Origin of the sequence: Scytonema sp. HK-05 (assembly GCF_963872035.1) — a bacterium.
Lineage (GTDB): Bacteria > Cyanobacteriota > Cyanobacteriia > Cyanobacteriales > Nostocaceae > Kalymmatonema.
In genome coordinates, this window is sequence record NZ_CAWMYC010000117.1 from 41,724 (window position 1) to 56,047 (window position 14,324).

Below are 14,324 nucleotides of genomic sequence, written 5' to 3' on the forward strand. Positions count from 1 at the left end.
CTTGGCTCTCCCCGGCGTCAACGCACGGGGATTCAATTCCTAAATTTTCACATCCAAGGTACGCACCAAAAAAGCCCAAATGTCTGCTGTTTCCTCAATTCTCTTAGTTGTGGGTTTACCATCACCATGTCCCGCCTTTGTCTCAATTCTAATCAGCACTGGCACATCACCAGTGTGAGCAGCTTGTAAAGCCGCAGCAAATTTGAAACTATGTGCAGGAACAACGCGATCGTCATGATCGGCTGTGGTAATTAATGTTGCTGGGTAAGCTGTACCTGGTTTCAGGTTGTGCAATGGTGAATAGCCATAAAGTGCTTTGAACTCCTCTTGCTTATCTGGCGAACCATATTCAGAAGTCCAAGCCCAGCCAATAGTAAATTTATGGAAGCGCAACATATCCATCACGCCCACAGATGGTAAAGCAGCACCAAATAAATCCGGACGCTGAGTGATGCAAGCGCCCACCAGTAGTCCCCCGTTGCTTCCACCAGCGATCGCTAACTTAGCAGGTTTTGTATACCCGTTAGCAATTAGCCATTCAGCCGCAGCGATAAAGTCATCAAACACATTCTGCTTTTTCAGCTTCATTCCCGCCTGATGCCATTCTTCTCCATACTCACCACCACCACGTATGTTGGGGATAGCATAAACACCGCCCATTTCCATCCACACCAAATTACTGACGGAAAAGTTGGGGGTTAGAGAGAGATTGAAACCCCCATAACCATATAGTAATGTTGGATTATTGCCATCTAATTTAATTCCCTTTTTGTGGGTAATAAACATCGGCACTTGCGTGCCATCTTTGCTTTTATAAAAAACTTGCTTTGTCTGGTAATTATCAGGCTTAAAATCTACCTTGGCTTGACGGAAAACTTCACTTTTTCCGCTTACCATGTCGTAGCGATAGATAGTTCCTGCCGTAGTGAAGCTGGTAAAATTATAGAAAGTTTCGGTATCATAACGCTTGCCACCAAAGCCTCCAGCAGAACCAATCCCAGGTAATTCTACTTCGCGCACAAATGCGCCGTTCAAGTTAAAAATTTTAATTTGGCTGTAAGCGTCTTTTAGATAATCTGCAACCAATTGATTATTAATTATGCCGACACTTTCCAAAGTTTCCGCAGCTTGAGGAATAATTTCTCGCCACTCCCCCTTCATCCCCCCCTTACTAAGAGAAGAGGGGGTGTTTTTGGTATCAATGGCAATCACTCGTCCTCTGGGTGCATCTAAATCAGTGCGGAAATAGAAGATGCTACCATCATTGTCAATAAAATTGAAATTTGACTCGAATTCCTGAATGAGTTCTACAACTTCCGCTTTTGGATTGGTCAAATCTTTGTAGAAAACCAAATTTCTGGGGTCAGTTCCTTTCCATACTGAAATAATGAGGTAGCGTCCATCTTCTGTTACACCGCCATTAAATCCCCATTCCTTTTGCTCTGGACGATGGTAAATGAGCAAATCTTCTGATTGAGGTGTTCCTAACTTGTGGTAATAAAGCTTTTGGTAATAGTTGACATCTTCTAATTTGGTTTTTTCATTCGGCTCATCGTAACGACTGTAGAAAAATCCTTTGTTATCAGTTGTCCAGGATGCGCCAGAGAATTTAATCCAATTCAGGTGGTCTTTGAGGTCAATACCAGTTTCGACATCCCTGACTTTCCACTCTTGCCAGTCAGAACCAGCGGTAGATAAACCGTATGCTAAAAGCTTACCATCTTCGCTGATGGACAATCCAGAAAGGGCAACAGTACCATCTTTTGAAAGAGTATTTGGGTCAAGTAAAACTTTTGGTTCAGCGTCAAGGGTTTTGAGAGTGTAGAGAACGCTTTGGTTTTGCAGTCCATCGTTTTTAAGGTAAAAGTAGCGGTTACCCTCTTTGAAAGGAATACTGTATTTTTCGTAATCCCATAATTTGGTGAGACGCTGCTTAATCTTTTCTCTTGCAGGAATTTCCTCAAGATAGCCAAAAGTCACTTTATTTTGTGCCTCAACCCAAGCCTTAGTTTCTTCCGAGTCGGGGTTTTCTAACCAACGGTAAGGGTCTGCTACCGCAGTACCGTGGTACTGATCTACTTGATTGCTTTTCTGAGTGGGTGGGTAACTCAGGTGTTTTTTGGCAGGCATAGTGTTTAAAGCTAATTCTTTCTTGACATAGTTCCAAGATAGAACCTTGCCTAGGGGTTTTTGTACATCCAGCTCAATTAAATTGTGAGAGTCATTCGGTGTTTGAATTTTAGCAACAGCAACTGTAGCAGGGAACAACCCACTCCCCAAGATGACCACAACGAATAAACTCACTAAAAATAGCCGTGATAATAAAAGCACTTTAGTCATTAGTAAATTTTACTAGGTTAAGCGATCGCATTCCGCAAAAATAAACCCCCTAACACAAGGTTAAGGGGGCGAAAGGTTTCGTACATTTCTGTAAGCTGTTGAGTACTATGTGCAAGCGAAGTTGACTTATGCACTTGGGGCAAATACGTTTGACCTTTGGACATAAGTGAAGTACCTACATCAATTGCAAGCAGTATGGTGTAGGCTTCTGGTCTTAACCGTATGGGCTTGGCATTGTTCACGCTACAACGACTAACAATTACTCGTACTGTTAACCAATTTCTCCCCTTTGAGCATCCGCCCTGCTGCTTCAAGTAGGGCTTCCTCAAGATAAGGTTTGGTGAAGTAGCCGCTTGCACCTAGTTGAATTGCCATTTGTCTGTGCTTATCTGCACCCCGTGAGGTAAGCATGGCAATGGGCAAATGATTCAGGTTCGCGTCTTTGTGGATGCGAGAGAGCAACTCCAAACCATCGCACCGGGGCATCTCAATGTCGCAAAATACAATATCGCAAGGTAAACCTGCACACAGTTTATCCCAAGCTTCCTGACCATCACGCGCCTGTTCTACGCGATAACCAGCCTTGTGAAATGTGAGCGACAGCAATTCCCGGACTGTAATTGAGTCATCGACAATCAACACTGTCGGGTCAATCTTAACAGCAGTGGTTTCTTGCACAACAGGAGTATCCTGCTGCTCCCAGAAACTAGCCCCCCGCTGTTTAGAAATTTTTCCTTGGAAAATATCAATGATTTCCAGCACATCAGCAATAGGCATAATGCGACCATCTCCCAGGATAGTCGCACCAGCAACACCAATGGGTTTGGGGAATGGTCCTTCAAATTGCTTAATAACGATTTCTTGCTCGTTAAGTACTTGGTCTACCTGTAGGGCAATCAGGACATTTGCCGATCGCACAACGACCACAGAAATCATGTCGTCATCGCGGTGACCACCATAAACACTACTTCGACTGATTTGACGATTGAAAGTTAAAATTTCCTTGAGCGATCGCAATGGCAGCAGTGTATCACGCCAAGGGATGTATTTTTGCCCGTCAGCACCTTGCTGTATTATGTTTACAGGAACATCTAAGGTATCTTCAACACCATCCATTGGGAAACCAATGCGGGCTTTATCAGATACGCAGCACAAAGCTTTGCAAATACTTAGAGTTAGCGGTAGACGAAGGGTGAAGGTCGTTCCCCCACCTACAATCGAATCAATGTTAATTGTTCCTCGGATTTCACTCGTCCTAGCGCGAACGACATCCAAACCAATACCACGACCGGCTAATTCATCTTCTTTTTCTTTGGTACTAAAACCTGGCAAGAACAGCAAATCGTAAACATCTAAAACAGATAAAGTTTTAGCTTGTTCTGGCGTTTTTATGCCCATCTTGATTGCTTTTGCCTTCACCTGTTCTATATCAATACCTGCACCATCATCAGTGACAGAGATGACGGTTTGGTTCCCTTGATGGAAGGCGCGGACAGTAATAGTTCCCACAGGTGGCTTACCTTGCGCTTGTCGCACTTCTGGTGTTTCGATACCGTGGGCAATTGCATTGTTGAGTAAATGCGTCAGCGGGCTTTTGAGATGTTCCAAAATCACTTTGTCTATCAAGGTTTCTCGACCTTCGATAGTAAGTTGTGCTTGTTTGCCACACTTGATAGCGCTCTCGCGTACTCCTCGCTCTAAAGGAGTGGTGACTTCAGCAAAAGACTCCATTCGCGATCGCGTTATGCCTTCTTGTAGCTGGTTAGTAACCTGCCGCAACTGTCGCGCCACTTGCTCGCTGTCTTCGGTGACAAAATTAATGTCACTTGCTGCCTCACGCACCCGTACAATAAGTTCAATCATTTCCAAAGACAGAGTATGGAAAGGAGTAAACCGATCCATTTCCAATTCCGTAAAACCCCTATCTGTATCTTGATTCTTATACCCAGTATTATACCCAGTGTTATTTCTGCTATTTCTACGGTTGGCTAAAAGAGATGCTTCTAATAGCGAGCGATCGTACAATTCCCGCATCCTCGCACCGGCATCACTCAACTGCTGCACCTGATCGAGCAAGTTATCTAGAAACTGTCGCAGACGTTCTTGATCCTGTTCTAGGGTATTACGATTAACTACCAACTCTCCCACCAAATTGCTGAGGTCATCCAGATGCTTGACAGGAACCTTCATCAATTGTTCAAATTTGGCAGGGTGAGAGACGGAGGGATGACGAGGAGGTAATCCCTTGACCATCTCGTTCAATTCTTGAAATCGAAAGTTAATATCTTGTTTGGCTGTATCTGATGTTACACCATCTGACACTACAAACGGTAATTTTGCTTGGGCGGTAACTTCTTCTGGTCTATATACAGCATTTCTACTTAGTACAGCTTCCAGATCTAGTAACTTATCTAACTCTGCAAATTCTTCATTCAAGGAAGTATTCATTTTTTGAGAAAATTCCTCTTCTGAAGAAAGTGCTTCTGTAGTTTCCGTTCTTGCTGTCAAAACGGAACCAGCATCTTTGTCTATTGCTGCCAACAGTTTAGATAAATCATCTTCAAGTTCCTGTTGCTCTTGAAATAAACCCTCTAATTCATCTAATAGATTTTTTTGGTTGATGTCTAGTGTGATCTCCTGAGCTTGCAACTCGCTGGTGGCTATGTTTTGTACTATCTGTTCTGTATGAACTGGCAACTGAGTCGTTTCTGCTGCCAAGAAATCTTCATTTAGATCAATTTTTGAATCTGGTTGTACATTATCAGTGATGTCAAAATCTACTGGCAAGATAGTCTCTGCTTCAATGTCTACAACTGTGAACTGAGGCAAATCAGCATCATCTGTTTGTGGGATAGTCTCTGCTTCAATGTCTACAACTGTTACCTCTGCAAAATCAACATCATCTGTTTGTGAAATAGTCTCTGCTTCAATCTCTACAGTCTCTAAGTGTACCTGTACCTGTGAAGGTTCAGAAGTAAAACTTATGCCTTCAGGTGGTTGTCTAAACAACAAACTATTGAGGAAATCGTGTTGTTCATCTGCAAAAGGATTTTCTGTGCTGTCTAAAAGTGTGACATCGTTTGAGGAAACTGTTGGCGTCTCCTCAAATAAGACGGGTAGAGTATTTTCATTTTCTACCTCCAGAAACTCAAGATTGAGTTCACTCGATGCTTGTGTTAAATCCGCTTGTGCAGTTTCTGGAGATGAAGTTGTAAATTCTGGTGTTAATTCTAGAGCTTCTGGCTGTTGTGAAAAGCCACTCTTTTCTGTGGAAGACACTTCCCTATGGTAAGCTGTACTTTCAGGATCTATACTAGTGTCAATAGAAGATGTCGTTGGATGTCTTGGTGATAGCTCCTCAAACAAATCATCATCAGCTTCCGATGAAAATATCAAATCAAACTGCTGTTGCGACTGAAAATTGAGATCTAAATCTTCTAAATTCAAAGCTGAGGTCGAGATCAAGGGGTGCTCAATATCATCAAAAATTTCCTCCGCAGCAGCCAACAAAATTTCTTCCAATTCCCTTGCTGAATCCTGTTGATCAACAGAATAAAATTCGTCTTTTTGTCTTTCCTCAGCTTCTGGGAGCCAGAAGTTGCTCAAATCTTCTGTCTCAGGCATTGCGGCGAATAAATCCGCAGATGCTGACTTGTTCGCAGACAAGGCTATGCTATTATCAGCCTGTGTCTCGGCAAATAGCTCTTCTAAAGTCAAGTTTTCGTTTTTATCTCGGGTAAGTTCTGATTTTTTGAAATCATCAAAGCTCGTTTTTTGATTATTGGAAAGCTCGATATTAGGGATAGTCTCTGTTTGTATTTGATTGATTTGACCTGTAGATAAAAAACCATTTTCATCCAGCACCAGTTCTAATAAACTTCCCACCTCATCTTGTATTCTTTTACGCCCACTAGTAATCGGTTCTAAATCGCTTTGTGTATTTTTTGTTATATTTTTCGGTGCAACTGTCTTATCGCTACTTAAGTAAGTAGTTTTTTGGCTTGCCAATTCTAAATTGTCTTCATAAAATAAAAAATTTATCTCAGTATCATCAGTGTTACTGTTACTCGAATTTCTGACTAAGTTCTTTTCAGCGTTAATTTCTAAAGTTTCTTCTTTGTCCCACGATTCATATAGGTCAGAACTTTCAGTTTCAAACAAATCAGCCAAGGTATTCAAGTCTGCTGTTCCTACCTCTAGGCTATTGGTGTCTGTACTGCTATCAGTCAGAGGTGCGTTATCATTGCTATTAAGTTGCTCTGATATTTCAGACAAACTAGTAATTCTGTCTTGCGGAGCAATGTCTAAAAGTTCTGTGGAAGGCGCATCACTTCTTGTTTGGGGAATCACTTTATTAATAACCAGACTGTTGAATGTGCTAGAAATACTTGGTGGCAATTCTAATTGTTGTGCTGGAGTATTTGCCAAATTATCCACTAAATCAAGGGGTATTTCTAACAATTCAATTTCTTCTACCCTAACAAGTGCTTGCAGCTGCTGACTTATTGTCATTTCAGCTTCCCTACCAGCACTGACGAATTCCAGAGCGTTTTTAAAATCTGTGATGACGATTTTGGCTAAACTCAGATAAGTGTTTTTGGGATTAGCGATCGCCCTTTCTGCTGTCTGACACAAACGACACCAGTTAAACCAATTGAATTCTTCACCGAGTTCAGCTAAAAAGTGACAGCACTCCTGAAGCTTTTGCCGAGTTTCGGGTGTTGCGGTTTGTTTAAACAGTTGTAACATTTCCCGCAGTGTCCGGATAACCTGAGATTGCAGACTTTGCAAGTTTTGCCAACTCTCGCTTTTTTTTGGCGCGGCTTGTGGTGGCGTTACACTATCAACTTGTGGTATCACCTCACCCCTGCCCCTCTCCTTGCCAACGAGAGGGGTGCCCGGAGGGCGGGGTGAGGTTTTTGAACGCAACTCAGTATTACATTGATGTACAAGAAACTCCAAATGTTCGTGCAACGATTTGAAAACTGGTTCTATCTCTGACATTAAGGTATTCGCAGTTTCTTCAGTCAGTCCAAAAGGTTGCTGCAAATGCTCTAACAGCGCTTTCAAGGTATCACATACACCAAGAAACAAGGATTCTAACTTTTGGTCAACCTTAACCGGATGATTTTTCAGAACTTTGAAACAGTCCTCCAAACGGTGCGCCGTGTGCTGAATGCTACTCAGACCAAGCATCGCCGCTCCTCCCTTAATAGAGTGAGCCGCCCGGAAAACTTCGTTAATCATTTCCGGGTCGTCTAAGGTACTCTGGAGATTCAGCAACCCCTGCTCTATCGTATTCAGGTGGTCTTTTGCTTCCTCAAAGAAGTAACCCAAAATGCGTTGTTGTTCTGGTGACATAGTTTTTAGTCAAGAGTCATTAGTCATTAGTCATTAGTCATTAGTCATTAGTCATTAGCAAATAACAAATGACTAAATTACTTAGTATTTTCAGCGGTTTCGACTCGGAAGCGTTCAACGGAGGTGATGAGATCGCCAGATACACTCACCAAATTTTGTAAAGCACCGGAAACTCGTTGTGCTTCAAGAGAAGTGTTTTGCGCTGTTAATTCTACAGATTGCATAACAATCGTGACAGTGCGGGAAGTTTTGGTTTGTTCGACTGTGTCCGAGGTAATGCCACGGACTAAAATATCAATGCGCTTGGCGACTTGAATGATGTTTTCTAGCGATCGCTTGGCTTGTTCTGCCAATTTTGTACCTTTAATAACTTGTTGTGTACCTTCCTCCATCGCCGTCATCACAGAGCCTGTATCGCTCTGAATTTGCATCACTATTTGTTCTATTTCTTTCAATGACTTAGCTGATTTATCTGCTAACTGGCGCACTTCATCCGCCACAATTGCAAAGCCCCGTCCGGCAACTCCTGCGCGTGCCGCCTCAATGCTAGCATTGAGTGCTAACAAATTCGTCCTGGAAGCAATCTGAGAAACCAGCGCCACAATCTTGGAAATTTCTTGGGAAGACTCCGCCAGTCGCTTGACTTTGCGGGTTGTTTGAGCGACGGTTTGCCGAATTTCTAAAATCCCTGCCACTGTGTTTTCCACTGCTTCTCCACCTTGAACGGCAATGTCGCTAGCCTCACGGGTAACAGCTTCTGCTTCCCGCGCTGCTTCTGCTACGCGTTGGATCGAGTCAGTCATAATCTGTACAGAATTTAGCGTCACCCCCAATTCTTCTGCTTGGCGCAGAGCATCGCTTGATAATGCCCTTGCAAAGATTTCAGAATTCGTTGCCCCTCTGGTGACTTCCTGCGCTGCTACTTTCACTTGTTGCACAAGATCGCGGAGGTTTTGGATTGTTAGGTTAAAAGCATCAGCGATCGCTCCGAGTACATCGGCACTCACCTCAGCTTGCACCGTCAAATCTCCCCGAGCGGCTCCTTCCACATCATCTAACAAGCGAATCACTTGGCGTTGCAGGTTTACTCTCGCTGACTCCAGTTCTTGAGCCTTACGTGTCGCTTCATTTGTAGTCGTAAATATAACATGACTCATTTCATTAAAGCTAGCAGCGAGCTGCCCGAATTCGTCTTGTGAAGATACCGTGGCTTGGACATTGAAATTTCCTTGGCGCACAGCATCAAATTGAGCTTGCAGATCTCGTGCAGTGCGGCGAATTTGCCTGTGGGCTAAATTCCCCATAATACCTGTGGTAGCAAAAGAAGTGATTCCTGCTGTTAAGGCGATCGCCCAACCTGTGTTTTGCATAGACTCCCGTTGTTCCGGTGGCGACAAGTTAGCAGCAACAAAGCTGACTCCAGCGACAACCACTGCTGAGACAACACCTACAGTACCAGCGACAATCCATTGCTTGGTTTGTAGAGAGGCATTTTCCAATGGAGCAAGAAAACCTTGCTTGATGGATTGGGGTTTTATCTTCGAGGCATCAGCTTGGGTAAAGACTGTTTCTCCTTGTTGAGAAGTCGTGAGCGTGAATAGTTCCGAGTGACGATGGGGAAGCTCTCCCTCTGCGCCAATGCCCTTTACGGTGGGGAGAGTGGCGTCATCATCTTTAGGGTTGTTTTTTGAAGTGAAATCGCCATTCTCCCCACTAGGTACAGTCTCCACTGTACTGAGTAACTTACCGTTGTTTTCCACTGATGCGTTCAGCATCAGTGAATCTTGAAAGCGAGAATCTGCTGTAAGGTCAAACCCTGGTATATTCCCCAAGTCGTCAAATTCATCAAAGTCCTCTAAAAACTCTATATTATTCCCCGGAGAGTTATTTTCGCTCAATGTGCTACTTTTGTTTTCCAAGCTACTGTTTGTTTGTAAATCAAGTGCAAATGCTGGGCTAGTATTTTGCTGTTTAATCTCCGAATTTGTGTTAGCAGAATTTGTATTATTTTCTTCCTTTTGAAGATTCTGTTGTGAAATATGTTCCAGCCAAAAATTCGGCAACTCTAATTCTGCTTGCGTTTTTCCATGACTTGCATGACTGAGTTTTGATGCCTCTTCTTGATTAACAGCAAAAGGGTTGTCGCTAAAATTTTCTTTGGAATGAGACGTACCAGATACAGTTCTATCGTTTCTTGGTAGCTCAAATGCACTGCTAACAGGTACTTCTACTTCGTCAGCGTCTTGATGCTTATCCAAGGAGTTTAAATCAAAGCTGTTACTATTAAAATCTTGATAATGCGCCAAATCTTCTAATTCTTGTTGCTGAGCTTGAGGTTCAAAAGAGTCCGAAAAATTCTTGTTTTCATCATCGTCCTTCTCAACCACGACCGCGTCTACTTCACCTTGGTATTTTTTTATCTTGTCAATACCATTTTGGGCAAGGCTGATGAGTTCTTGGTCATCGGTGAACTCCAACACCTTTTGGTATTCTGCTTTTGCCACCTCATACTGCTGCAAAATGTAGTAGACGTGACCCCGGAGCAAACGGATGTTAGGGTCATCAGGTAAATCTTGCACCACTTGGTCGATAAGAGTGGCTGCTTGTTCGTAGTTTCCTTGTACGTAGGCTTTATAAGCTTGCTGATATATCTGCTCGCAATCTTTTATACTCGCTGCCATTTCCTGCCTCCATTTCATACCAATTTGAAAAAAGAATGCGACAGATACACACTCCCAAACCCTGGTTATCTTAGGCTTTCTTAATGCCGTACCTTATGAATTTTGAATTTTGTAGACGCCTCCTGGGCGGTGAGACAGCGCTGCAGGAGGGTTTCCCGACCTAGGCGACTGCGAACCCGAAGGGCTTCCCGCAGGGTATTTTGAATTGGTATCATCCTGCCCACCGTGTACTTCGTAAAATTGCCGTTTGATCAAGCAGCCGCAGACACTGATTTTTTTTTGCCTCTAGTATCCACTCTCCCCGTAAAAACGGAGCCATTGTGTCTGGGACACGAGTAGGTGCGACCAAATGTTTTACGTCAAGCCAATCCATACCACCAATTGCTTCAACTGCCAAGCCGACTATTGTGTCTTGCTCTTCTATCGCAATCACAGGAATCTCAGCTCGATTCGTGTTCAAGGCAGTTGGTTCTCCCAAAAATTGACCCAAATCAGCCACCCAAATGACTCGACCTCGTAGATTTAGAGTACCCAAAAGCAAAGCAGAAGCGTTAGGAATCGGTGTAATTCTATCAGGGCTGAGTTCGATAACCTCCCGAATACCTGTGGCTAGTAGTGCAAACTCCTGATTTGAGGGAATATAAAACCTTAAAAATAACTCTGTTTCTGGACTTTCTACTTGTAATTCAGGACGCGAGTGGTCTTGTCCGCTTCCTTCTAAAAAGTCCGGTTTATTGACCATGTTGTGTTCATCCTTATCCTCGCAGCAGTTGTTTGACTGTTTCCACCAATTCAGTTGGTTGGAAGGGCTTGGCTATATAGGCATCTGCTCCTTGCTTCATACCCCAGTAGCGATCAAATTCTTCCCCTTTGGAAGAACACATCACCACCGGAAGATTTTGGGTTGTTGGATCAGACTTTAAGCGACGGCAAACTTCGTAGCCGTTCATCCGAGGCATGACGATATCCAAAACCACTAAATCGGGACAAGCAGTTTGAATTGCCTCCAATGCTTCTACTCCATCACTGGCATGGGTGACTGTTAAACCACTCGCTTTCAGAAGGTATGTAAGCATCTCCCTTTGTGCAATACTGTCTTCCACAATCAGAACTGTACTCATAAAACGCCTATGTACCTCCTGATGTAGACGTTCCTAATTGGAAACATTTCCTGATTTCCCCACAAGTATTTACTGTATAAAATAATTCTATTCTTCACTCATTTATTAAATAATAAGCTTATACTAAGGCTTGATATTTTTTTACTACCAGTCTAAGGGTGGTCAGTTGCTGGGTCAGTGCCGAACTTATAGCCGTAAGAACCCGGAGTAAGGTACACAAAGAAATAATGAACCACAGATGGACAATAAATAAAAGTTTTTCCTCTGTCTTCCCCCCTCTTGTAGGGGGGAATGAGGGGGGTGGACACGAGATTTATAATTACTTCATTCAATTGAATTGCGCTATAGATCGAATTTAGCATTTAGGTAATATACTTTGGTAATGTTAGTAATACTACGGAAGCCAGTATCACTACTATCAGTACAAAATAGAAATAAGTGACAAGTTAGTTTCATAGATATTAAAACGTGACATATAGCAGTCCTAAATCATTTGTGAGATTTTATGATTGTTTTTCTTGGCGTCCTTGGCTCAAGAGCGGTTTTTTCATTCTCACGACTCCTGCACGGATTTGTATATCACGTCTATAAAAATATTGTCTGTAGTGTCTGTTCATTAATCTCACACTGAAGATAAATGAGACAACATAGTGCAACTATTTTTTAACACTGAACAGCTACCTACGCAGTTATCAGTTAAATACGAGTGGTCGCGCGTCCCCCAGCAAGAGTGTGGAAGGCGTTGGTGGCGGTGAGCGCATCCCCACCATACGCTTGATAACTGATAACTGATAACTGATAACTGTTTTAAGGTATAGCTTAAAACACGAGCATTAAGTACACAAAAGGAATAATGGTGTGCTGTATTTAGCAGAAGTACAAAAGCAGAAAGGCGGCTTACTTGGTGGTGGCAAAACCCAACTAAAACTACTGGCTTGTCAGCGAACTGACCAGAGTTGGAGTACAGTTTCGGAAGAAGTGATTGCTGCTGAGGAAGCTGGCAAATTAAGTGATGGAGTCCTCGTATTGGTTGAAATGAATCCGAATCGTCATGTGCAACGGATTCAGGAGGCAGGGCGTCCTTTAGTTAATATTTTGCAGAATTTTTCTCGTCTCTTGGAAAAATTTAAGGTCAAAGAAGAAGAAATTGACCAGTGGAAGCAGTCTTTGACGTTTCAAGCACAAGAGTTGAATCGCCGTGAAATAGATATGGAAGCTCGCTTGGAAGAACTGCAACAAATGGAGGCGCAACAACAAGAATTAGAGACTTCGCGCGAGGAAATTGAAAAGTTGCAAACAGAAAGCTTGAGCAACCGTCAAGAACTAGAAGGAGCATGGGATCACTTGCGGGGTGAGCAGCGTCGTTTCGAGGAGTACAAAGCACAGTACCAGCACTCTGCTGTGTTGGATGAAGAACAAAGTCGAGCGCTCAACGAGTTACTTGCTCAGCTGCTAAAGAGCGTTGCTCCTACAGAAACAGTACGCGAACACCTGAATTTTGCCTTTGAAATGCTCGAAAGCCAGCAGGCAATTTTAAACCCACACTGGCAACAACTGCAACAGCAGAAAACTGCAGTTAACCAACAGCAGGAAGAAGTTGAGCGCCAGTCGCAAGAATTATCTGAACGCCAAAGAGAATGGCAGCAAGCTCAAAATTCTCTTGAGCAACAAATAGCTGAATTGAAGGTGAATACAGCTACTGTTGAACGCAAGCAAGAGTATGCGCGAGCCCTAAAAGAGCAACTGCGACACCAAGAAGAGTTACACCAGAAGATCCACTTGTTTGCTGCAACAATTGTTGATGTGATTCCCACTCGTAAAGTTGATGTGGCAGCTTTGGAAAAAATCCCTCTAGAACAACTGCAAGATATGGTGCCAGACTTGCAGCAGAAGTTGAACATTGACTCTAGGTTTGTCCATGAGCAGGAACAAGAACTGAAAGAAAAACAAAAAAATATAGAACAACTCCAACAGAAAATCAACCAAGCATCCCAACCAGAACGCGGTTTCTTAGAAGTCGAACTGGCTGATGAAAAAGACCTCTACCAAATGCTTAATGAAACTTTGGTAGGACAACGCCGTAATTTGCTTGAGCGGCAGTATATTTTCAAGCAACATCAAACACTACTGCTGCGGCGACAAGGAAAAACTCTTGTGAATGAACAAGAGGAGACAAATATTGATTTAAAATCAATTCTTCTAGAAATTGAAATACAGCGACAACAACAGTCACAGGAGTTGGAAAACCTAGAGCGTGAAATTGAACAAATGCGTGCCAATATTGAGCAAATGCACGAGGTCATTGCCCAACAAAGGCAACAGCAGGAAACTCAACGCGATTTACTGCAAACTATGGAGCAAAACTTGTTTCTTTTGCAAACAGTAACCGCAGAATCGCGAGGACGATTGAATTTATATTATGAAGCGCTACAACCTCTTCAGGATTGTGTCGATGGAATGCGGCAAAAGCTACAAGGAATTGCTGAATCGTTAGCCTCAGTGCAGGAAACAGGCGAGTATCAACTCCAAGCTGTTGCCCAAATACGTCAGACACTCCTAAGTTTGATATAGCAATCCTAAATCATTTGTTAACAACAAGATTCCCGACTTCTTTAAGAAGCCGGGAATCTGAGTATGTTTAAAATCATTACATAGCCGTAACACATCCTACTTAATATTTACTTTATAAATCAATACGGTTCAGTTAAGGTTGATGTGTAAAAAATCAGGTGTGTAGAGACGCTTCAAACAGCGCGTCTCTACATTATGTTCTTGATAAGGATTCTGGTCTTATCTGAACGGTATTACTTTATAAATGACC

7 protein-coding genes are annotated in these 14,324 nt (G+C 42.9%); 1 reads left to right on the forward strand and 6 read right to left on the reverse strand.

The genetic code is table 11. The features are described from left to right. Positions 1-39: 39 nt before the first annotated feature. From AACT52_RS24450 to AACT52_RS24475, 6 genes are all read right to left on the reverse strand, one after another. Positions 40-2,130, reverse strand: a complete 2,091-nt coding sequence (locus tag AACT52_RS24450) for a prolyl oligopeptidase family serine peptidase (RefSeq protein ID WP_073633675.1) — start codon at positions 2,128-2,130, stop codon at positions 40-42. 227 nt (positions 2,131-2,357) lie between these two features. Beyond that, the gene (locus AACT52_RS24455; protein ID WP_073633651.1) at positions 2,358-2,582 is read right to left on the reverse strand and encodes a hypothetical protein; all 225 of its coding nucleotides are present in this window, start codon (positions 2,580-2,582) and stop codon (positions 2,358-2,360) included. A gap of 10 nt (positions 2,583-2,592) precedes the next feature. Continuing rightward, complete coding sequence (locus tag AACT52_RS24460) at positions 2,593-7,701, reverse strand: response regulator (RefSeq protein WP_073633652.1); 5,109 nt, start codon at positions 7,699-7,701, stop codon at positions 2,593-2,595. Between the two features lie 77 nt (positions 7,702-7,778). Then, the gene (locus AACT52_RS24465) at positions 7,779-10,382 is read right to left on the reverse strand and encodes a methyl-accepting chemotaxis protein (RefSeq protein WP_073633653.1); all 2,604 of its coding nucleotides are present in this window, start codon (positions 10,380-10,382) and stop codon (positions 7,779-7,781) included. Between the two features lie 211 nt (positions 10,383-10,593). Then, a complete protein-coding gene (locus AACT52_RS24470) occupies positions 10,594-11,124 on the reverse strand; it encodes a CheW domain-containing protein (RefSeq protein ID WP_073633654.1) in 531 nt (176 codons plus the stop codon). A gap of 13 nt (positions 11,125-11,137) precedes the next feature. Then, positions 11,138-11,503 carry a response regulator transcription factor gene (locus AACT52_RS24475; protein WP_073633655.1) on the reverse strand — a complete coding sequence of 122 codons (366 nt, stop codon included), beginning with the start codon at positions 11,501-11,503 and terminating at the stop codon, positions 11,138-11,140. 858 nt (positions 11,504-12,361) lie between these two features. Here AACT52_RS24475 and hmpF point away from each other — a divergent pair. Continuing rightward, positions 12,362-14,074: a pilus motility taxis protein HmpF gene (gene hmpF / locus AACT52_RS24480; RefSeq protein ID WP_073633656.1), complete on the forward strand. Its 1,713-nt coding sequence runs from the start codon at positions 12,362-12,364 to the stop codon at positions 14,072-14,074. The last annotated feature ends 250 nt before the right edge of the window (positions 14,075-14,324 follow it).